Below are 21,429 nucleotides of genomic sequence, written 5' to 3'. Positions count from 1 at the left end.
GGGATAGGTTTGGGCTATGAAAAAAAAATAACTTCAATGCACTTGGATATATTGAAAGAAATCGGAAACATTGGGGCTGGTCATGCAGCGACCGCCCTATCAACGCTTCTTGACAAAAAGATCGATATGAAAGTACCCAGCGTTAAAGTCGTGTCATTTGATGAGATGATGGATATGGCAGGAGGACCCGATAACGTTGTCGTAAGTGTATTTCTTAGAATCGAAGGGGAAGCACCGGGAAGTATGTTCTTCTTGTTGCCCCTTGATGAGGCGTCCGTGTATATCAGGACCATGATTAACGATCGTTCCTTTTCATTTAGCGACCCTCCCTATTCAGAGCTGGGGTTATCTGCCATGCAGGAACTTGGAAATATCCTTTCGGGTTCTTATTTGTCATCTCTGTCTGATTTCACAAGCCTTAAGCTATTACCATCTGTACCTGCTTTATCTGTCGATATGGCAGGTGCGATCATAGGCTTCGGACTTCTGGAAATCTCGCAGGTAAGTGACTATGCAATCGTCATAGACACTGCCTTGAAAGAAGAGGAAGTGGATGAGTCTGAAAGTGTTAAAGGACATTTTTTCCTGTTGCCCGACCCGGATTCATTAGAAATCATATTTCTGGCATTGGGTGTAAAGCTATGATGATCACAGGCTCTGTAGTCAAGGTAGGAATCGCAGATATGAATATCGCCCTGAACGGAAGCTCGATTCGTACCTCGGGTCTTGGGTCATGCGTAGGGGTCGTTTTGTACGATGAGCTTATTGGGCTTGCCGGAATGGTTCACGTAATGCTTCCCTATTCTTCATTGGGGAATGATCAAACACTCAATTTGGCCAAATATGCCGATACAGGAATTGAAGAGCTCATACGACAGTTAAAAAACCGGGGAGCAAACTTGAATAGACTTCAGTGCAAAATGGCGGGTGGTGCGCAGATGTTTCAATTCCAATCCAAGAGTGATGTGATGAGGATTGGACCGAGGAATGCAGAAGCCGTAAGAGAAACCCTTTTAAAATATAAAGTTCCGGTAGTTGCAGAGGATATAGGGGGCAACAAAGGGAGAACCATCGAATTCTTCACCTCAACAAGGATTCTCCAGGTCCGGACAGTCAATGAAGGGACGAAGGAATTATGAAGGTATGGATCCCATTTCAGTTTAAATGATCAAGAAGCCAACCGTTCCCGCGAAAGAAAATAGTTAGCAAGGAGGATTCTTATGTCTCAACAACCCACTCGAACAGATGAACAAAAATATTGGGAGAAATGGATAAACAGTCGTGATACTGAAGCGGGGGATATGTTAGTGAAGAAGTACATGCCCCTGGTGTCGTATCATGTTCAGCGAATTTCCGTTGGGTTGCCAAGGAACGTCTCTAGAGAAGATATAAAGAGTCTTGGGTTGATGGGATTATTGGATGCTCTTCAGAAGTTTGACCCTTCAAGGGATTTAAAGTTTGATACATACGCCTCCTTTCGGGTCAGAGGAGCCATTCTTGACGGTCTTAGGAAAGAAGACTGGCTTCCACGTTCTACGAGGGACCGGGCAAAAAAAATCGAGGCTAAGACCGTGGAAATGGAACAATCGCTTTTACGCCACGTGACTGCCGATGAAGTAGCAGCTTCCCTGGAGATGACACCTGAGGAAGTTTACCAAACCACAAATGAACATTTCTTTGCCAATGTTCTCTCCATGGATGAGCAATTGACTGATGAGGATCATGAATCTCAGAACTACTCTATTAAAGATCACAAAACCATTTCACCCGAGGAAGAAGTTTTGAAGGGTGAAAAACTGGCTGAATTAGAAAGAATGATTGAAACCCTTTCAGAGAAAGAGCAGCTTGTACTAAGTTTATTCTACAAGGAAGAACTTACTCTGACAGAAATAGGGGAAGTCATGAAGTTATCAACATCTCGAATTTCACAGATCCATTCAAAATCCATTTTCAAATTACGAAAACTGCTGGGATCGTAATATCAGAAAGGTTCGAAAAGACGGTTGGACTGTCCCAAGATGGAACATTAGGGGGCAGTCCTTTTACTGCCAAGTGAGAATGCGAACTGCATGTAGTAAATACAAAAGATAAGGTGATAACATGGTTGCGTTTCTACTATTTTTATCCTTTCTTCTCAATATCGTTTGTCTGCTTTCAATTGTCATACTATACTCCAGACAAAACCGGTATTCCGAAGTGGAAAAAAATCAGAAGAAGATTATTGCTGAAATGGAAGACGTCATTTCAGCATATCTGATCGAAATGAAGGAAGAAAATGATGAATTTATACGGAACATGAAATCTCAAATGCATAACGACACCGAAGAAAAAAATCCACCGCAAGGAAATAATCCGGAACCTAATGCTAATGCAACGAAGAAATCGAAATGGACTGGAACCGGATATAAACGTGCATCGGAGGCATATCTTGAGACGAAAGGTCCTGAGTCTGAGCCCATTGATCATTTGGATACGAAACCCGGTAAATCGAAGCATGATCCCCTCCTTCATCAAATCCTCTCTATGAACGAGATGGGTATGTCCATAGAAGAAATAGCAAAGTCTGTTGGAAAGGGCAAGACAGAAATTGAGTTGTTACTGAAATTTCGTCAAATTATGTAGGAAGTCCTTGATTGGCTGGTGCAGGTATGCTATAGTATTCATGGTGTTATCACACACGTTTCTCGATTGAGGTAGATGGTGCTATCTTAGGTGGATAGTTTCTACTACAAGATGACGGAAACGGAGGAGAAAACAAAAACCATTTAGGAGGAAACACACATGTCAGTAATTTCTATGAAACAATTGCTAGAAGCTGGTGTACATTTCGGACACCAAACTCGCCGTTGGAACCCAAAAATGAAGAGATACATCTTCACTGAGCGTAACGGCATCTACATCATCGACCTTCAAAAAACAGTTAAAAAGGTTGAAGAAGCTTATAACTTCGTGAAAGAATTAGCTGGTAACGGCGGTAAAGTTCTTTTCGTTGGAACAAAAAAACAAGCACAAGAGTCTGTTAAAGAAGAAGCAGAACGTGCTGGTATGTACTACATCAACCAACGTTGGTTAGGTGGAACACTTACAAACTTCGAAACAATCCAAAAACGTATTACACGTCTTAAAAACATCGAAAAGATGGAAGAAGATGGAACTTTTGAAGTGCTTCCGAAGAAAGAAGTAGTTCAACTTAAAAAAGAACATGAACGCTTAGTTAAATTCCTAGGCGGAATCAAAGATATGAACACGCTACCTGATGCATTATTCATCATCGACCCTCGTAAAGAGCGTATCGCAGTAGCAGAAGCTCGTAAACTTCATATCCCTATCGTGGGTATCGTTGATACAAACTGTGATCCGGATGAAATCGATGTTGTCATTCCTGCGAATGATGATGCAATCCGTGCAGTTAAGCTTCTTACAGGTAAAATGGCTGACGCTATCCTAGAAGCTAAACAAGGTGAAGAAGCAGCTGTAGCAGCTGAGTAATGAATGAAAGGTGATAAGAGGGCTTACCCTTATCACCTTTTTTTAAAGAGTATTCACATCTACTGCACTCTACTATAGAAGCAGTACATTTTATGACTTTCACCAAACGGTGAATAAAGTCTACATAGTCAAACTAAGGAGGAAACCTACAATGGCAATTACTGCACAAATGGTTAAAGAACTTCGTGAAAAAACGGGCGCTGGAATGATGGATTGTAAAAAAGCGTTAACAGAAACTGACGGAGATATGGACAAAGCAATTGACTTCCTACGTGAAAAAGGGATTGCGAAAGCAGCTAAGAAAGCGGACCGTATCGCAGCTGAAGGAACTACGTACATCGCTAGTGAAGGAAACACTGCAATCATTCTTGAAGTGAACGCAGAGACAGATTTCGTTGCGAAAAACGAAAACTTCCAAAACCTTGTTAAAGAACTATCTGACCATCTTCTTGCAAACAAACCTGCTTCTGTTGAAGAAGCACTAGAGCAAAAAATGGCAAATGGTTCAACTGTAACTGAATTCATCAACGCTGCAATCGCAAAAATCGGAGAAAAAATCACATTACGTCGTTTTGAAATCCGTACTAAGGGCGACAACGCTGCATTCGGTGAATACCTGCATATGGGTGGTCGTATCGCTGTTCTTACAGTGGTAGAAGGCACTACTGATGCAAGTGTAGCGAAAGACGTTGCGATGCACGCTGCAGCTTTAAATCCTAAGTATGTATCACGCGATCAGGTTTCTGCTGAAGAAGTGGAACGTGAGCGTGAAGTGCTTAAGCAACAAGCGTTAAACGAAGGAAAGCCTGAGAACATCGTTGAGAAAATGGTGGAAGGCCGTCTTGGTAAATACTTCGAGGATATCTGCATCCTGGATCAAACATTCGTTAAGAACCCAGATCAGAAAGTACGTCAATACCTTGAAGCAAATAAAGCTACTTTAACTGATTTCACTCGTTACGAAGTTGGAGAAGGTCTTGAGAAGCGTCAAGAAAACTTCGCTGAAGAAGTAATGAACCAAGTAAACAAGTAAGATCAGATAAAGTTGAACAATTTTTAGTAGGGAACACCTAGCGTGTTCCCTATTTTTCAAGAAAAATTCTATTTTATGGAGGTTCCCATGAGCGTTCCAAAATACAAACGTGTCGTTCTGAAACTTAGTGGAGAAGCATTAGCGGGTGATGATGGCTTCGGAATCAATCCTTCTGTCATTAAAAATGTAGCAGAGGAAGTTAAAGAAATTGCCGAACTTGATGTAGAAGTGGCAGTTGTCGTTGGCGGAGGAAATATCTGGCGTGGTAAAATAGGCAGTGAAATGGGAATGGACCGTGCATCTGCAGATTATATGGGGATGCTTGCTACCGTTATGAATTCATTGGCCCTTCAAGATAGCCTTGAACAGCTGGGAATCGAAACGAGAGTCCAAACTTCCATAGATATGCGACAAGTTGCAGAGCCGTACATTAGACGCAGAGCCATTCGTCACTTAGAGAAAAAACGTGTTGTGATCTTTGCAGCAGGTACGGGTAACCCATACTTCTCTACTGATACAACTGCAGCACTTCGAGCAGCTGAAATCGAAGCGGAAGTCATCCTTATGGCTAAGAACAACGTAGATGGTGTGTACTCTGCAGATCCTAAAAAGGACGAAAGTGCTGTTAAATATGAAGAACTTTCTTATTTAGATGTCCTGAAAGAAGGTCTTGCCGTAATGGATTCAACAGCTTCTTCACTATGTATGGACAATGATATTCCACTTATTGTATTCTCTATTATGGAGAATGGGAATATTAAGAGAGCCATCACCGGTGAAAATATTGGTACAATCGTAAGGGGGAAATCATGATGCCAAACACGATCATAACAAATGCAAAAGAAAGAATGACAAAAGCCATTCAAACGTTCTCACGTGAGCTAGCAAGCATCCGTGCAGGAAGAGCTAATGCTTCTCTACTCGACAAGATCTCGGTTGATTACTACGGTGCACCGACACCGGTTAATCAATTAGCAGGTATTTCAATTCCTGAAGCCCGTATGCTTGTTATCCAGCCTTATGATAAATCAGCTTTAGGGGACATTGAAAAGGCAATCCTGAAGTCAGACCTTGGGATTACACCTACAAGTGATGGGAACATCATCCGCATCGTGGTTCCTGCATTAACGGAGGAGCGCCGTAAAGAGCTCGTAAAGTTAGTGAAAAAAGAAGCAGAAGATGCAAAGGTGGCTATCCGCAATATTCGCCGAGATGCAAACGATGAATTGAAGAAAAAAGAGAAAAACGGCGACATCACTGAAGATGATCTTCGTGGATACTCAGATGATGTTCAAAAGGCAACAGACGAAAGCATCGTCAAGATTGATAATATTGCAAAAGATAAAGAACAAGAAATGCTGGAAGTATAATCTTTCATAAACGAATCCCGGGGGGCCGACCTATAAGTGAACTTATATTCCTTATGGGGCGGTCCCTTGGTATTTAGTTTGTTGTTTAGGTCATTTAGGGTGGATCCCTAACGCCACTACGTTCAAACCGGATACGAATATACATAATCTATTTTCTTAAAGATATCTTCCTTGTTTTTTGATATGATAGTAAGGGCAAATATTTTTTGGATTGTTGGTGGAGGATTTTTTATGCTAAACAAGCTTAAGCAATGGAAACGACAACAAACTTCCGGGGAAGAGGATGTTCGATTCCAAGAATTACTAAAACACCCGGTTCCGGGTCATATAGCGATCATTATGGATGGTAATGGAAGGTGGGCAAAGAAAAGGGCTTTGCCAAGGGTAGCCGGACACCATGAAGGTATGAAGTGTGTGCGTAGAATTACCAAACTGGCAAATGAACTGGGACTTGAAGCCTTGACTTTATATGCTTTTTCGACAGAGAATTGGAAACGACCTAAAATGGAAGTTGAGTTTCTTATGAAGCTGCCCGAGGAATTTTTAGGAACGTTTCTTCCTGAGCTGGTGGAAGAGAACGTACAAGTGAAAATGATGGGTTCGCCGGATGCCTTGCCGAATCATACGAAGGCAGCCGTTACAAAAGCGATGGAAGCGACTAAGCATAATGATGGACTAATCCTGAATTTTGCTTTGAATTATGGCAGCCGTTCGGAAATCATTGATTCCATGAAGCATGTCTTAAAAGATGTGCAGAATGGAATACTAGATGAGAAAGAATTGAATGAAGAAGTATTTTCAAAGTATTTAATGACAAGAGACTTAAAAGATCCAGACCTGCTTATTCGAACGAGTGGAGAAATCCGCTTAAGTAACTTTATGCTTTGGCAATTGGCTTATACAGAGTTCTTCTTTACTGATGTACTGTGGCCGGATTTTGGCAGGGAACATTTAATTGAAGCCATTGAAGCATATCAAGGTCGTTCAAGAAGATTTGGTGGGTTACAAAGTGAGGAATCCTAATGAAACAAAGAATTATTACAGCAGTGGTAGCGGCAGCAATATTTTTACCGATCATCATATTTGGTGAAACACCATTTATCATTTTAATGTACTTGATCGCATCCATCAGTTTATATGAGGCTTTAAAGATGAAGGGGCAATGGATTTTAACCATTCCCGGATTACTATCCCTCGCCCTTTTGTGGGTCTTCCTCATTCCGACGGAAACGATCGGGATCATATCAGATTTCGGCTATTCCAAAATTGAGTTGGCTTTTCTTGCCGTATTATTATTTTTAACATATACGGTTGCGACTAAGAATCGGTTTAATTTCGAGGATGCGGCGTTCTCTCTTCTTAGTGTTCTATATGTCGGTATCGGTTTCTATTACTTCATGGAAATCCGCTTAGAAGAAGGCGTTCAGTTCGTCTTTTATGCATTATTTATCATTTGGGCAACCGACTCAGGTGCCTATTTCATCGGAAGAGCAATGGGGAAGAAAAAGCTTTGGCCGGAAATTAGCCCGAATAAGACCATTGAAGGTTTTATTGGAGGTATTGTATGTGCCGTCATCGTCGGAGTCGTTATGACATTTTTCACCGACCTTGATATGAGCATCCCTAAGCTGGTGATTGTCACCGCCATTCTATCTGTTTTCGGACAGGTTGGTGACTTAGTTGAATCTGCTTTAAAAAGACACTATAAAGTAAAGGATTCAGGAAATCTCCTGCCGGGTCACGGTGGTATGCTGGATCGCTTCGATAGTTTACTATTTGTACTGCCCCTTCTTCATTTCCTGCTGTAACGTGGACAAAAAAGGGGGAGTTTCATTCGGGAGGAGTGTAGTAGTTGAAGAATATCAGTTTAATGGGTGCTACGGGGTCGATAGGACTTCAGACTCTGGACGTCGTTCGCGAGCATCCTGAAGAATTCAATCTGACTGCCATGTCTGTTGGTAAAAATATAGAAGAAGCCAGGAAAATAATCACGGAATTCAATCCCAGACTCGTTTCTGTTCAGCGTAAAGAAGATGCCGAAACCTTATCAACGGAAATCCCCTCGTCTGTGAAGATACTATATGGGGAAGAAGGGTTGGTAGAGGTGGCGTGTCATCATGACGCTGACATCCTCGTCAATGCTGTACTGGGAAGTGTGGGATTATATCCAACGCTTCAAGCAATCGAGGCAGGGAAAACGATTGCGATTGCCAACAAGGAAACCCTCGTAACCGCGGGACATCTTGTGATGGAAGCGGCAAGACGCAAAGGAACAACCTTGCTGCCTGTTGATAGTGAACATTCTGCCATTTTCCAGGCTCTTCAAGGGGAAAAAGAAAAGAATATAGAAAAGTTAATCATTACAGCATCAGGCGGCAGTTTCAGGGATAGGACGAGGGAAGAATTGATCGGTGTCACGGTTCATGAAGCTTTGAATCATCCCAACTGGTCAATGGGAGCAAAGATCACCATTGATTCTGCCTCCATGATGAACAAAGGGTTGGAAGTGATCGAGGCTCATTGGTTATTTGATATCCCATACGATCAAATTGATGTCGTGCAACATAGAGAAAGTATCATTCATTCCATGATTCAATTCCATGATTCATCTGTGATGGCCCAACTGGGGACTCCGGATATGCGCGTTCCGATTCAATATGCCCTCACGTATCCAGACAGAATCCAAAGACCAGGGAAACGGCTCAACCTTGTTGAGATCGGTAAGCTTCACTTTGAAGAAATGGATCAGAATCGCTTTCGGTGCCTGGCTTTTGCCTATGAAGCAGGACGGATCGGTGGCAGTATGACGACCGTTTTAAATGCGGCAAACGAAGCAAGCGTTGCGCTATTCCTGGAAAATAAGATATCTTTCCTGGATATTGAAACATATATTGAAAAGGCGCTCAGTGCACACGATGTTATACATACCCCTGATCTTGATACCATTCATGAAATCGATCTACAGACACGCAGACTCGTTGCTAGCTGGGTGTAATGCACTAACTGCGCATGTTTGGATGAGCAGGAGCGTAGACTGATAGTGGACATGTTTCTTATAGTTTAACTTAAACATTTAAATCTGTTATGAACAGGTTATAAAAAAGGTGGTTTTTTATTTGCAAACGGTGATTGCCTTTATTGTTATTTTTGGGGCTTTAGTATTTTTTCATGAGCTGGGCCATCTGATTTTCGCTAAACGCGCAGGGATTCTCTGCCGGGAATTTGCCATTGGATTCGGGCCTAAAGTCTTCTCTTACAAAAAAAATGAAACAACCTACACCATTCGCTTATTGCCTCTAGGGGGCTTTGTCAGGATGGCGGGGGAAGATCCGGAAATGGTGGAGCTTAAAGCAGGTCATCGTGTTGGCCTTGTATTGGACCAGGATGAAAAGATTGTTAAAATCGTATTGAATAACAAAGATCGCTATCCGAATATCCGTGTCATTGAAGTGGAAGAAGCGGATTTAGAGCACAGGCTTCACATCCGTGGATATGAAGAAGATGAGGAAGAGCTGAAAACATTCTCTATTTCAAGAGAGGCTGTTTTCATTGAAGATGGTGTGGAAACGCAAATAGCCCCATGGGACCGGCAGTTCGCATCCAAGACTCTTCCTCAGCGGGCGTTGGCCATCTTTGCAGGACCATTATTCAATTTTATTTTGGCTTTCTTTATCTTCATTCTTGTCGGCCTATTACAAGGGGTACCGACAAATGACCCTGTACTGGGAGAATTGACTGAAGACGGTGCTGCGAAAGAGTCAGGGCTTCAAAAGGATGACGTGGTCCTTAGTATTGACGGGAAAGAAATCTCCACATGGGATGATATCGTAACCATCATTCAGAAGCATCCAGGAGATGAACTCAGGTTCAATGTTGACCGCGGGGGTTCCAACACCGAGATTCCTGTAACACCAAAACCTCAGGAAATTGAGGGGGAAGAGATTGGGATCATTGGAGTTCATAGCCCGGTCGAAAAGTCTCCACTGAAAGTGGTCACCAACAGTGCCCAGCAAACATATGAATGGACGAAAATGATTTTTGTCCTTCTGGGGAAACTGGTTTCGGGTGAATTTTCTATCGACGCCTTATCGGGACCTGTCGGAATCTATCAGTCAACAGATGTAGTTGCGAAATCCGGAATATACTATCTAATGAGATGGGCAGCCATCCTAAGTATCAACCTTGGGATCATGAATCTATTACCGATCCCGGCCCTTGATGGAGGAAGACTCCTATTCTTTGCGGTTGAGGCTGTTAGAGGGAAACCGGTTGATCGGCAAATGGAAGGGATGGTCCACTTTGTCGGATTTGCCCTTCTCATGGTACTAATGCTAGTCGTTACATGGAACGACATTCAGAGATTTTTCTTGTAGAATTCAATCTATGAATCATAAACAGGCAGTTTCTCCCTTTGTAATCAAAAAATGAGGGTGTCACTGCCTGTTCATTTAAGTTAAAATAGTGAAAAGGAAATTCTTACACTACATAAATAATATATATGGTAACTGAGGTGCTAGTAGATGAAGCAAAAAAATACATTCATCCCGACGCTGAAAGAAACACCTGCTGATGCAGAAATTAAGAGTCATCAGCTTCTCTTGCGTGCAGGATTCATAAGACAAAATGCCAGTGGTATCTATAGCTTTTTACCGCTGGGAAATAAAGTGTTAAAAAAAGTAGAAGAAATTATCCGTGAGGAATTGGACGCGGCAGGTGCGGTTGAATTGCTTATGCCTGCACTCCAACCATCTGAGCTATGGAAGGAATCGGGGCGCTGGGGAACGTACGGACCGGAATTGATGCGAATGAATGATCGTCATGACAGGGAATTTGCCCTTGGAGCCACTCATGAAGAAGTCATTACAAGCTTAGTGAGGGATGAAATCAAATCGTACAAGCGCCTGCCACTAACCATGTATCAAATCCAAACGAAATTCCGTGATGAAAAACGTCCCCGTTTCGGACTTTTAAGGGGAAGAGAATTCATCATGAAGGATGCGTATTCTTTCCATTCGTCTTTTGAGAGCCTGGACGAAACATATGATGGATTATTTCAGGCATATTCCAATATATTCAGTAGATGCGGCTTGAATTTCAGGGCGGTCATCGCTGATTCCGGTGCCATGGGCGGTAAGGATACCCATGAATTCATGGTGTTATCAGAGGTTGGAGAAGATACGATCGCCTATTCTGATTCATCTGATTATGCCGCGAATATCGAAATGGCTGAAGTGGTTGATTCATACAACGAATTAAATGAAGAAATGTTGACATTGGAAAAGGTGTCAACGCCAGAAAGCAAGTCTATAGAAGAAGTATCGACTTTCCTATCCGTAGAGAAGGATCGATGCATTAAATCTCTTCTATTTAAAGTCGACGATGAACATGTATTGGTGTTATCCCGTGGAGATCACGAAATCAATGATATAAAAGTGAAGAATCTTTTCAATGCCGATGTGGTTGAATTAGCGTCAGCCGAAGAAACGAAAAAGGTTATCGGATGTGAGATTGGATCAATCGGCCCCTGCTCACTTCCTGTAAAGATTGTAGCGGACCAGGCAGTCAAATACATTCGCAATGGTGTTGCAGGGGCAAATGAAGAAGGATACCATTTTAAGAATGTAAACCCTGTACGTGACTTCGAGGTATCCGAGTATGCAGACCTTCGTTTTATTCAGGAAGGGGATCCTTCACCTGACGGCAATGGGACGATTGTATTTGCAAAAGGGATTGAAGTTGGACATGTTTTCAAATTAGGTACGAGATATTCAGAAGCTTTAGGAAGCTCATTCCTGGATGAAAACGGACGATCTCAATCCATTATCATGGGGTGCTATGGAATCGGGGTTTCCCGTACCTTAGCCGCGGTGGCAGAACAATTCAATGATGATAGAGGTCTTGTATGGCCGGCGAATCTCGCGCCATTCGACCTTCATTTAATTCCAATCAACATGAAGGATGAAGCCCAAGAATCACTTTCAAACGAATTATATGCCTCATTCAAAGAAAACAGGTATGATGTATTAATGGATGATCGAGCTGAACGTCCAGGCGTTAAATTTGCCGATTCAGACCTGATTGGTCTCCCTATCCGTATAACGGTCGGAAAGAAAGCGGGAGAAGGAATCGTCGAAATAAAGGTAAGAAAAACCGGCGAGATGTTGGAGGTTCATAAAGATGAACTCCTGACCAAGCTGCAAGAACTATTCAAGACACTTTCGTAAACCTAAGAGGGCTCGACTTTAAAGGAGGCAATCCTTTTGCTGTCAGCCCTTTTTATTCTGTAAACAAGTATGATACACGAATAGAAATGGGGGAAAAGAACATGGATGAGAAGCCCCTGGGCAAAAGAGAAAGGTTTCAATTGCTGCTGCAGCAGTTAGGCCTAACAGAAGATGCCTTTGTTCAGTATTTCAGACACGCTGAAATTGAAAAGTTGGCAGTTTATCGTAAGGAAAAGAAATGGCATTTTCACTTCACATTTGAAGAAATCATCCCTTGTAACGTATGGAGCAAATTTTCCATCGCGCTGCAAACATCCTTTAAACATATCGCGAATGTAGGCTATACGATCAGGGTGTTGAATCCGAATGTGACGGATCAGCATATCTTGGATTACTGGCAGGACTGTGTGAAAGAAATCCAAGGAATATCTCCGCCCTTATTAAAATTATTAAATACGCAAAAGCCTAAAATAAATGGAAACAAAATAATTGTTCAGGCTTCTAATGATACAGAAGCTACGCAGTTGAAAAGGAAATATGGTGATATGATTACCTCGACATTTGAAAACTTCGGTTTCCCTAAATTGGTGCTCGATGCAGAGGTAGGTCAGGTAGAAGAACAAAACAACGAATATGAGAAATTTTTAGAAGAGAAGCTTAAAGAGGACCAGGAAAGAGCGAAACAGGCTCTTATTGAAATGGAAAAAGCCGAAAAAGAAGGTGCAAGTGATGCACCGAGCGGTCCGTTCATACTTGGTCTCACGATCAAGGACGATGCTGACTTCCGAAAAATTGAAGAGATTTATGATGAAGAACGGCGTATCGCCATCGAAGGATATGTGTTCGATTGTGAAACAAGGGAACTCAGAAGCGGACGTACTTTACTGACTTTTAAGGTGACGGACTATTCAAGTTCCATTCTCGTTAAGATGTTCTCCAGGGATAAAGAGGACGCTGCCGTCATGAACATGATGAAAAAGGGGATGTGGGTCCGCTGTCGTGGCAGCATTCAAAATGATACATTTGTACGCGACCTTGTCATGATCGCCAATGATGTCAATGAAATTAAGCCTGTTCTTAGACTGGATACGGCTCCGGCCGATGAAAAAAGAGTAGAGCTTCACATGCATACACCCATGAGTCAGATGGATGCCGTTTCTTCAGTGGCTAGCCTGGTTGCCCAAGCAAAAAAATGGGGGCATAAAGCTGTTGCGATAACGGATCATGCTGTAGCGCAATCTTTCCCGGAAGCTTACAACGCAAGTAAGAAAAACGATATTAAACTCCTCTATGGTGTGGAAGCTAACCTTGTGGATGATGGGGTGCCGATTGCTTATAATGACCGTGACCTTCCTCTTGAAGATAGCACATTTATCGTGTTCGATGTGGAAACGACCGGACTTTCGGCGGTTTACGACACCATCATTGAGCTTGCAGCCGTGAAGATCAAAGATGGAGAGGTCATTGATAAATTCGAATCATTTGCCAATCCACATCATCCGTTATCCGCTACGACGATAGAGCTGACGGGAATTACAGATGACATGGTACAAACAGCTCCAGAAATCAATGATGTTCTTCATAGATATCATAAATGGGTAGGCGACGATATACTGGTCGCCCATAATGCATCCTTTGATATGGGGTTCCTGAATGCAGGATATCAAAAAGCCGGCATACAGAAAGCTGCCAATCCAGTCATTGATACCCTCGAGCTTGCAAGGCTTCTGTACCCGCAATTCAAGAACCACCGCTTAAATACATTGGCGAAGAAATTCGATATTGAATTGACACAGCATCACAGGGCCATTTATGATGCCGAAACAACGGGATATCTTTTACTGAAAATGTTGAAAGATGCTGTGGAAAAAGGAATCACGAATCATAAACAGTTTAATGATTATATGGGAAAAGGGGACTCATACAAACGGTCAAGGCCGTATCACTGTACATTGATTGCTCAGACGGAAGAAGGATTGAAAAATCTATATAAGCTGGTATCCATTTCTCATATGAATTATTTCTTCCGTGTCCCCCGGATTCCACGTTCTCAATTACAGAAGTATCGCGCGGGAATTCTCGTTGGCTCTGGTTGTGATAAAGGTGAAGTGTTCGAAGGGATGATGCAGAAGGGGAAAGAAGAAGTCGAAGAAAAGGCTCAATTCTATGATTATCTTGAAGTTCATCCGAAAGAAGTGTACCAGCATTTAATTGAATTAGACATCGTTCAAAGTCAGAAGAACCTGGAAGATATCATCCAGAACATCGTTGAGCTTGGCCGGAAATTGGACAAGCCTGTGGTGGCGACCGGAAACGTTCATTACCTGAATGAAACAGATAAGATTTATCGTAAAATCCTGGTCGGGTCACAGGGTGGGGCGAATCCCTTGAACCGCCATGAGCTCCCTGATGTTCACTTCAGGACAACGAATGAAATGCTCGATGCATTCTCCTTCTTGGGGAAAGAAACGGCAAAAGAGATTGTCGTTGATAATTCCAATAAGATTGCCGATATGATAGACGTCATCAAGCCGATCAGAGATGATCTTTATACACCGAAAATCGAAGGTGCAGACGAAGAAATGCGTCGTATGAGTTATGCTATGGCGAAAAGCATCTATGGAGAAGAGCTTCCTGAAATCGTGGAAGCCAGGATTGAAAAAGAATTGAAGAGTATCATCGGACATGGTTTCGCGGTCATCTATCTGATCTCCCATAAGCTGGTTAAGAAATCACTGGATGACGGATACTTGGTCGGTTCACGTGGATCGGTAGGCTCGTCTTTTGTAGCGACCATGACTGAAATCACGGAAGTAAATCCTTTACCGCCTCATTATGTATGCCCGTCCTGCAAGAAATCCGAGTTCTTTGACGATGGATCAGTGGGGTCAGGATTCGACCTGCCTAATAAGGACTGCCCCGATTGTGGTGTTCCTTATAAAAAAGACGGTCACGATATTCCGTTTGAAACCTTCCTTGGATTTAAAGGGGACAAGGTTCCGGATATCGATTTGAACTTCTCGGGGGAGTATCAGCCAAATGCCCACAACTATACAAAGGTTCTATTCGGTGAGGACAACGTATACCGTGCTGGTACAATCGGAACTGTTGCCGAAAAGACCGCTTATGGGTATGTTAAGGGATACGCGAATGATCATCAGCTCCAAATCCGTGGGGCAGAAATTGATCGTTTGGTCAGTGGATGCACCGGTGTGAAAAGAACAACCGGACAGCATCCGGGAGGAATCATCGTAGTGCCGGATTACATGGATATCTATGATTTCTCACCTATCCAGTTTCCTGCGGACGATTCGAGCTCGGAATGGAAAACGACGCATTTTGACTTCCATTCAATTCATGACAACCTTTTGAAGCTGGACATTCTTGGACACGATGATCCGACTGTCATACGGATGCTGCAGGATCTGTCGGGAATCGATCCTAAAACGATTCCGACAGATGATCCTGAAGTGATGAAAATCTTCAGCGGTACCGAATCACTTGGAGTGACGGAAGAGCAAATCATGTGTAAGACCGGTACTCTAGGTATCCCGGAATTCGGGACGAGGTTCGTCCGTCAGATGCTTGAAGATACTAAGCCGACAACTTTTTCCGAGCTTGTCCAAATTTCTGGCCTTTCCCACGGTACCGATGTGTGGCTTGGAAATGCACAAGAGCTCATTCATAACAACATATGCAACCTGAGCGAAGTGATCGGGTGTCGTGATGATATTATGGTATATCTGATCTATCAAGGGCTCGAGCCTTCACTTGCCTTTAAAATCATGGAGTTTGTACGTAAAGGGAAGGGTCTGCAGGATGAATGGGTGGAAGAGATGAAGAAGAACGGGGTACCTGACTGGTACATTGACTCATGCTTGAAAATCAAGTACATGTTCCCGAAAGCCCATGCTGCAGCTTACGTATTAATGGCCGTTCGTATCGCTTATTTCAAAGTCCATCACGCTCTCCTTTACTATGCGGCTTATTTTACCGTCCGTGCAGAGGATTTCGACATCGAAGCGATGGTAAGAGGTTCTCAGGCTGTAAGAGCCAAGATAGAGGAAATCAATAGTAAAGGCCTGGATGCTTCTCCGAAAGAAAAGAATACTTTGACGGTCCTTGAGTTGGCACTTGAGATGTGTGAAAGAGGGTATAAGTTTCAGAAAGTAGATCTTTATCGTTCAAAAGCCGCCGAGTTTGTGATCGATGGAGATACACTGATCCCTCCGTTTAATTCTATACCGGGACTTGGGACCAATGCTGCCATCAATATCGTGAATGCAAGGAAAGATGGGGAATTCCTATCAAAAGAGGACCTTCAACAAAGAGGCCGCGTATCCAAGACCATTATAGAATATCTTGACAACCACGGATGCCTGGAAGCTTTACCTGAAAAGAATCAGTTATCCCTCTTTTAAGTTGATACCATGGGAATTGTTTGCATAAAAATGTTGATTATGGTATATTTTTATTGGAAATACTAAAGATAGCTCTAAAGGTAGAAGAGTGGGGTCGCACCCCACTCTTTCGTTATTACATGGAGATTTTTTGAACTATCATTTCTAGTCTTGGTGCAAGATTTTCCTATAGACCAGGAGGTAAGTATGAGCAAAATAACAACACTTGTAGAAGAAATTGTTACACCAATCTTAGATGACATGTCTTTAGAACTCATCGACATGGAATATGTAAAAGAAGGATCCAACTGGTTTCTTCGTGTATTCATCGATAAAGATTCAGGTGTTGACATTGAAGAATGTGGAATAGTAAGTGAAAGACTTAGTGAAAAGTTAGATGAAATTGACCCAATTCCTCATAATTACTTTTTAGAAGTTTCTTCACCGGGGGCTGAACGTCCTTTAAAGAAAGACAAGGACTTCGAGAAAGCCATTGGCAAAAACGTTTATGTAAAAACGTATGAGCCTTTGAACGGCGAAAAAGCCTTCGAAGGGACACTTCTTTCCTATACTTCAGACCAATTATCACTAGAAGTAACCATTAAGACTCGAAAAAAGAAGGTTGAAATTCCAACAGATAAGATAGCCATTGCACGATTGGCTGTTACATTTTCATAGGAACGAACCGCATTATAAAGGGGGATGAAACCACCATGAGCACGCAGTTATTAGATGCTCTAACTGTTTTAGAGAAAGAGAAAGGCATTGCAAGGGATGTCATCATTGAAGCGATTGAAGCAGCCCTTGTTTCAGCTTACAAACGAAATTTTAACCAAGCACAGAATGTCCGTGTAGACCTTAACCTTGATACGGGGACGATGAGAGTCTTCGCCCGGAAGGAAGTCGTAGATGAGGTATTTGATTCACGTCTGGAGATTTCAGTGGAAGATGCAGGAGAAATCAATCCAAGTTACGAAGTAGGAGACGTTGTGGAACTTGAAGTGACTCCTAAGGACTTTGGGCGTATTGCAGCTCAAACGGCTAAACAGGTTGTGACTCAACGTGTGAGAGAAGCAGAAAGAGGAATTATCTATTCTGAATTTGTTGACCGTGAAGAAGACATTATGACAGGTATCGTTCAACGCCAGGATAATCGTTTCATCTATGTGGCATTAGGAAAGATCGAAGCACTTTTACCTGTAAGTGAGCAAATGCCAAATGAAACATATAAACCTCATGACAGGATTAAAGTGTTCATTACGAAAGTAGAGAAGACGACAAAAGGTCCTCAGATTTTTGTTTCAAGGACACATCCTGGATTATTGAAACGACTATTCGAAATTGAAGTTCCAGAAATCTTTGATGGAACAGTGGAAATTAAATCAGTGGCACGTGAAGCCGGCGACCGCTCTAAAATTTCTGTTCATGCGGAAAACCCTGAAGTGGATCCGGTAGGTGCATGTGTAGGAACCAAAGGTGCCCGTGTTCAAGCCATTGTAAACGAATTAAAAGGTGAGAAGATCGATATCGTTCAGTGGTCGGAAGACCCAGTGACTTTCGTCGCCAATGCCTTAAGCCCATCCAAAGTATTGGATGTACAGGTGAATGAAGAAGATAAAGCAACCAGGGTCGTCGTTCCCGACTATCAACTGTCCCTTGCGATCGGTAAACGCGGTCAAAATGCTCGTCTTGCAGCTAAGTTGACAAACTGGAAGATTGATATCAAGAGTGAGACAGATGCAAGGGAATTAGGGTTGTATCCTCGCGAAGAGGCCTTTTTACCTCAGGATGAAGAGGAAGAGTACGACAACGAGCCTTTAAATATTGATTTTGAAAATCAAGATTAAGAGGTGAGTAAGATGGGTGTTAACAAGAAGATTCCTTTGCGCAAATGTGTAGCAACGGGTGAAATGAAACCAAAAAAAGAAATGATTCGTATTGTTAGATCCAAAGAAGGCGAGGTTTCCATCGATCCGACGGGAAAGAAATCCGGACGTGGTGCTTATCTTTCGAAGGATAAAGACGTCATTTTACAAGCTAAAAAGAAAAATACTTTAGCCAATCAATTACAAGCGAAAATAGATGAATCTCTTTACGATGAATTGATTAGCCTTGTGGAGAAGGAGTAACGTTTAGCGTATGAATCAGAATCGTTGGATGTCACTTTTAGGATTGGCAAATCGGGCACGTAAGATTATTTCAGGTGAAGAGCTTGTTATTAAAGAAGTTCGTAGTGGACGAGCGAAACTTGTCATTCTTTCCAAAGATGCTTCTGCTAATACAAACAAGAAAATCACGGACAAATGTAAATCGTATCATGTCCCGGTATGCTTAGTGGAAAACAGGCATGATCTAGGTCAAGCCATAGGAAAAGAGGCAAGGGTAGTCGTAGCCATCATGGATGCAGGCTTTGCCAAAAAATTATCCGAACTGCTCGATGAATCTCAGTGGGGGTGAACATATGAGCAAGACGCGTGTTTATGAATATGCAAAAAAATATAATGTTTCAAGCAAAGATGTAATCGAAAAATTAAAGCAACTTAATATTGAGGTATCAAACCATATGGCAACTATAGAAGATGACGCAGTAACGAAATTAGACGCAATGTATAAAGGTGATTCCAAAGGGCAATCTGCCCAAAAAGATTCAAAAACAAGTGCAAAGTCAGAAGATGCTCCTAATAAGGAGAAAGTAAAGACAGCGCCTAAAAGCCGTGAAGGAAAAAAACACGAGCAACAGCACCAATCAAAGGAGAAGAAGGTCTTCAATAATAACAATAACAACAAAAACAAAAATAACAGACAAAATAAGCAAAACAAAAATTTCAAACAGGCTCCTCAGCAACAACAGCCTGCCAAGAAAAAAGAACTTCCTTCAAAGATAACGTTCTCCGAGTCATTAACGGTTTCAGAACTTGCTAAAAAGCTTCATAAGGAGCCTTCTGAAATCATAAAAAAATTATTCATGCTTGGTGTCATGGCAACCATCAACCAGGAGCTGGATAAGGACTCAATCGAATTGATTGCAGGGGAATACGGAGTCGAAGTAGAAGAAGAAATTAAAGTGGATGCTACAGATCTGGAAGTTTATTTCACTGAAGATACTGAAGATCAGGTAGAAGAACGTCCTTCTGTTGTAACCATCATGGGTCACGTCGACCATGGTAAAACCACTCTGCTTGATTCAATCCGTAATACGAAAGTAACTGCGGGGGAAGCTGGCGGGATCACTCAGCATATTGGTGCTTATCAAGTGGAAGTGGACGGCAAGAAAATCACGTTCCTTGATACTCCGGGACATGCTGCCTTCACGACTATGCGTGCACGTGGTGCCAAAGTAACGGACATTGCGATTATCGTTGTAGCGGCTGACGACGGTGTCATGCCTCAGACGGTTGAAGCAATCAACCATGCGAAAGCGGCAGAAGTACCGATCATCATTGCTGTTAATAAAATGGATAAAGAAGCTGCCAATCCAGATCGTGTGATGCAGGAATTAACCGAATATGAATTGGTGCCTGAAGCATGGGGTGGAGACACTATCTTCGTACCATTATCTGCATTATCAGGTGAAGGGATCGACAATCTTCTAGAAATGATCGTTCTTGTAAGTGAAGTGGAAGAGCTTAAAGCAAATCCAAATCGTCTTGCACAAGGAACTGTCATTGAAGCTCAATTGGATAAAGGCCGCGGGTCTGTAGCTACTCTACTCGTTCAGAATGGAACGTTGAAAGTAGGGGATCCAATCGTAGTAGGAACTACATTCGGACGAGTCCGTGCAATGGTCAATGACCTTGGCCGCCGTGTGAAAGAAGCCGGACCTTCTGCTCCAGTTGAAATCACTGGTTTGAATGATGTTCCACAAGCGGGAGATCGTTTCGTCGTATTCGAAGATGAAAAGACTGCCCGTTCTGTTGGAGAAGCACGTGCATCCCAGGCGCTTCAAGCCCAGCGTGGAGAAAAGTCCAAGGTAAGCCTTGAAAACCTGTTCGAACAAATGAAACAGGGGGAAATGAAAGACTTGAACCTTGTGCTTAAAGCGGATGTTCAAGGATCGGTTGAAGCATTGGCAGCCTCGTTAATGAAGATTGAAGTTGAAGGTGTAAATATCCGGATCATCCACACAGGTGTGGGGGCTATCAATGAATCTGATATTACACTGGCTTCAGCTTCTAATGCCATTGTGATCGGTTTTAACGTTCGACCTGATGTAAATGCAAAACGTACGGCAGAAGCAGAAGGCGTAGAGATTCGACTACATCGCATCATCTATAAGGTAATGGAAGAAATCGAAGCCGCTATGCAAGGGATGCTTGACCCTGAATTCGAGGAGAAGATCATTGGTCAGGCAGAGGTCCGTCAAACATTTAAAGTGTCTAAAGTCGGTACGATTGCGGGAAGCTATGTAACAGAAGGTAAGATTTCACGAGATAGCGGAGTTCGACTAATCCGTGACGGAATCGTTATCTTCGAAGGTGAACTGGATGCCCTTAAGCGCTTTAAGGATGATGCAAAAGACGTAGCTAAAGGTTACGAATGCGGTATTACAATTAAGAACTTTAATGATGTGAAGGAAGGCGACGTCATCGAAGCCTTCATCATGGAAGAAATCACACGTAAATGATCACATATGTTGAATGTGAGTGCATGATTTATGACTCTCACTCATTGAAAGAAAAGAGGGCTGTCCTGCAAAGGATCATGACACGCCTTAAACAAAAATTCAATGTATCGGTTGCTGAAATCGGGCATCAGGATGTTTGGCAGCGTACCAGGATTGCCATCGTTGCCGTCGCTTCTTCCAAAGGAGCGAGCGAACGGGAGATCGAACACGCATTGAAATTCATGGATTCTTTTCCTGAGTGGGAACGACTGGATACCCAAATCGAGTCGCTATAATAAACGGGCTTATA

20 protein-coding genes are annotated in these 21,429 nt (G+C 42.6%); all 20 read left to right on the top strand.

Annotated features, from left to right (window positions below; genetic code table 11):
- The first annotated feature begins 9 nt into the window (after window positions 1-9).
- The 20 genes from KYJ26_RS18490 to KYJ26_RS18395 all read left to right on the top strand — a co-directional run bounded on the left by KYJ26_RS18490 (window position 10) and on the right by KYJ26_RS18395 (window position 21,415).
- Window positions 10-645 (top strand): chemotaxis protein CheC, encoded by a 636-nt coding sequence (locus tag KYJ26_RS18490; protein ID WP_257475124.1) that lies wholly within the window; start codon window positions 10-12, stop codon window positions 643-645.
- The gene (locus KYJ26_RS18485) at window positions 642-1,139 is read left to right on the top strand and encodes a chemotaxis protein CheD (RefSeq protein ID WP_219168845.1); all 498 of its coding nucleotides are present in this window, start codon (window positions 642-644) and stop codon (window positions 1,137-1,139) included. The genes KYJ26_RS18490 and KYJ26_RS18485 overlap by 4 nt, the downstream gene beginning before the upstream one ends.
- Window positions 1,140-1,220: 81 nt before the next feature.
- Window positions 1,221-1,979 carry a FliA/WhiG family RNA polymerase sigma factor gene (locus tag KYJ26_RS18480; RefSeq protein ID WP_219168844.1) on the top strand — a complete coding sequence of 253 codons (759 nt, stop codon included), beginning with the start codon at window positions 1,221-1,223 and terminating at the stop codon, window positions 1,977-1,979.
- A 121-nt stretch (window positions 1,980-2,100) separates the two neighbouring features.
- The gene (locus KYJ26_RS18475; protein ID WP_219168843.1) at window positions 2,101-2,622 is read left to right on the top strand and encodes a DUF2802 domain-containing protein; all 522 of its coding nucleotides are present in this window, start codon (window positions 2,101-2,103) and stop codon (window positions 2,620-2,622) included.
- Window positions 2,623-2,781: 159 nt separating this feature from the next.
- Window positions 2,782-3,489: a 30S ribosomal protein S2 gene (gene rpsB, locus KYJ26_RS18470; protein ID WP_034760179.1), complete on the top strand. Its 708-nt coding sequence runs from the start codon at window positions 2,782-2,784 to the stop codon at window positions 3,487-3,489.
- Between the two features lie 151 nt (window positions 3,490-3,640).
- On the top strand, window positions 3,641-4,522 hold the full coding sequence (tsf, locus tag KYJ26_RS18465; protein WP_219168842.1) for a translation elongation factor Ts: 882 nt from the start codon (window positions 3,641-3,643) through the stop codon (window positions 4,520-4,522).
- A gap of 87 nt (window positions 4,523-4,609) precedes the next feature.
- Complete coding sequence (pyrH, locus tag KYJ26_RS18460) at window positions 4,610-5,335, top strand: UMP kinase (RefSeq protein ID WP_206850915.1); 726 nt, start codon at window positions 4,610-4,612, stop codon at window positions 5,333-5,335.
- Entirely contained in the window at window positions 5,335-5,892 is a 558-nt protein-coding gene (frr, locus tag KYJ26_RS18455; protein WP_098440752.1) for a ribosome recycling factor, read from the top strand. The genes pyrH and frr overlap by 1 nt, the downstream gene beginning before the upstream one ends.
- A 231-nt stretch (window positions 5,893-6,123) precedes the next feature.
- Window positions 6,124-6,915 (top strand): isoprenyl transferase, encoded by a 792-nt coding sequence (locus tag KYJ26_RS18450; RefSeq protein ID WP_219168841.1) that lies wholly within the window; start codon window positions 6,124-6,126, stop codon window positions 6,913-6,915.
- Window positions 6,915-7,700 carry a phosphatidate cytidylyltransferase gene (locus KYJ26_RS18445; RefSeq protein ID WP_219168840.1) on the top strand — a complete coding sequence of 262 codons (786 nt, stop codon included), beginning with the start codon at window positions 6,915-6,917 and terminating at the stop codon, window positions 7,698-7,700. Before KYJ26_RS18450 ends, KYJ26_RS18445 begins: the two co-directional genes overlap by 1 nt.
- A 44-nt stretch (window positions 7,701-7,744) precedes the next feature.
- Entirely contained in the window at window positions 7,745-8,887 is a 1,143-nt protein-coding gene (locus KYJ26_RS18440; protein ID WP_219168839.1) for a 1-deoxy-D-xylulose-5-phosphate reductoisomerase, read from the top strand.
- 121 nt (window positions 8,888-9,008) lie between these two features.
- Window positions 9,009-10,265, top strand: a complete 1,257-nt coding sequence (gene rseP / locus KYJ26_RS18435; RefSeq protein ID WP_219168838.1) for an RIP metalloprotease RseP — start codon at window positions 9,009-9,011, stop codon at window positions 10,263-10,265.
- Between the two features lie 147 nt (window positions 10,266-10,412).
- Window positions 10,413-12,116 carry a proline--tRNA ligase gene (locus KYJ26_RS18430; protein ID WP_219168837.1) on the top strand — a complete coding sequence of 568 codons (1,704 nt, stop codon included), beginning with the start codon at window positions 10,413-10,415 and terminating at the stop codon, window positions 12,114-12,116.
- A gap of 101 nt (window positions 12,117-12,217) precedes the next feature.
- Entirely contained in the window at window positions 12,218-16,537 is a 4,320-nt protein-coding gene (locus KYJ26_RS18425; RefSeq protein WP_219168836.1) for a PolC-type DNA polymerase III, read from the top strand.
- Between the two features lie 186 nt (window positions 16,538-16,723).
- Complete coding sequence (gene rimP / locus KYJ26_RS18420; RefSeq protein ID WP_098351744.1) at window positions 16,724-17,194, top strand: ribosome maturation factor RimP; 471 nt, start codon at window positions 16,724-16,726, stop codon at window positions 17,192-17,194.
- Between the two features lie 35 nt (window positions 17,195-17,229).
- A complete protein-coding gene (gene nusA, locus KYJ26_RS18415; RefSeq protein WP_061809955.1) occupies window positions 17,230-18,363 on the top strand; it encodes a transcription termination factor NusA in 1,134 nt (377 codons plus the stop codon).
- Between the two features lie 12 nt (window positions 18,364-18,375).
- Window positions 18,376-18,645, top strand: a complete 270-nt coding sequence (gene rnpM / locus KYJ26_RS18410) for an RNase P modulator RnpM (protein ID WP_098351742.1) — start codon at window positions 18,376-18,378, stop codon at window positions 18,643-18,645.
- Window positions 18,646-18,655: 10 nt separating this feature from the next.
- Entirely contained in the window at window positions 18,656-18,973 is a 318-nt protein-coding gene (locus KYJ26_RS18405; RefSeq protein WP_219168835.1) for a YlxQ family RNA-binding protein, read from the top strand.
- 4 nt (window positions 18,974-18,977) lie between these two features.
- Window positions 18,978-21,140 carry a translation initiation factor IF-2 gene (gene infB, locus KYJ26_RS18400; protein ID WP_219168834.1) on the top strand — a complete coding sequence of 721 codons (2,163 nt, stop codon included), beginning with the start codon at window positions 18,978-18,980 and terminating at the stop codon, window positions 21,138-21,140.
- Window positions 21,137-21,415 (top strand): DUF503 domain-containing protein, encoded by a 279-nt coding sequence (locus KYJ26_RS18395; protein ID WP_219168833.1) that lies wholly within the window; start codon window positions 21,137-21,139, stop codon window positions 21,413-21,415. Before infB ends, KYJ26_RS18395 begins: the two co-directional genes overlap by 4 nt.
- Window positions 21,416-21,429: the final 14 nt, after the last annotated feature.

Origin of the sequence: Rossellomorea orangium (assembly GCF_019334305.1) — a bacterium.
Taxonomy (GTDB): domain Bacteria; phylum Bacillota; class Bacilli; order Bacillales; family Bacillaceae_B; genus Rossellomorea.
This window is presented reverse-complemented; position numbering and strand designations above follow the sequence as displayed.

Coding starts and splice junctions, on each gene's coding strand:
- infB (WP_219168834.1), top strand. CDS start 18,978: ATGAGCAAGACGCGTGTTTATGAATATGCAAAAAAATATAATGTTTCA.
- KYJ26_RS18450 (WP_219168841.1), top strand. CDS start 6,124: ATGCTAAACAAGCTTAAGCAATGGAAACGACAACAAACTTCCGGGGAA.
- KYJ26_RS18405 (WP_219168835.1), top strand. CDS start 18,656: ATGAATCAGAATCGTTGGATGTCACTTTTAGGATTGGCAAATCGGGCA.
- KYJ26_RS18395 (WP_219168833.1), top strand. CDS start 21,137: ATGATCACATATGTTGAATGTGAGTGCATGATTTATGACTCTCACTCA.
- KYJ26_RS18425 (WP_219168836.1), top strand. CDS start 12,218: ATGGATGAGAAGCCCCTGGGCAAAAGAGAAAGGTTTCAATTGCTGCTG.
- rpsB (WP_034760179.1), top strand. CDS start 2,782: ATGTCAGTAATTTCTATGAAACAATTGCTAGAAGCTGGTGTACATTTC.
- frr (WP_098440752.1), top strand. CDS start 5,335: ATGCCAAACACGATCATAACAAATGCAAAAGAAAGAATGACAAAAGCC.
- pyrH (WP_206850915.1), top strand. CDS start 4,610: ATGAGCGTTCCAAAATACAAACGTGTCGTTCTGAAACTTAGTGGAGAA.
- KYJ26_RS18445 (WP_219168840.1), top strand. CDS start 6,915: ATGAAACAAAGAATTATTACAGCAGTGGTAGCGGCAGCAATATTTTTA.
- KYJ26_RS18430 (WP_219168837.1), top strand. CDS start 10,413: ATGAAGCAAAAAAATACATTCATCCCGACGCTGAAAGAAACACCTGCT.
- KYJ26_RS18480 (WP_219168844.1), top strand. CDS start 1,221: ATGTCTCAACAACCCACTCGAACAGATGAACAAAAATATTGGGAGAAA.
- nusA (WP_061809955.1), top strand. CDS start 17,230: ATGAGCACGCAGTTATTAGATGCTCTAACTGTTTTAGAGAAAGAGAAA.
- tsf (WP_219168842.1), top strand. CDS start 3,641: ATGGCAATTACTGCACAAATGGTTAAAGAACTTCGTGAAAAAACGGGC.
- KYJ26_RS18485 (WP_219168845.1), top strand. CDS start 642: ATGATGATCACAGGCTCTGTAGTCAAGGTAGGAATCGCAGATATGAAT.
- rnpM (WP_098351742.1), top strand. CDS start 18,376: ATGGGTGTTAACAAGAAGATTCCTTTGCGCAAATGTGTAGCAACGGGT.
- rimP (WP_098351744.1), top strand. CDS start 16,724: ATGAGCAAAATAACAACACTTGTAGAAGAAATTGTTACACCAATCTTA.
- KYJ26_RS18475 (WP_219168843.1), top strand. CDS start 2,101: ATGGTTGCGTTTCTACTATTTTTATCCTTTCTTCTCAATATCGTTTGT.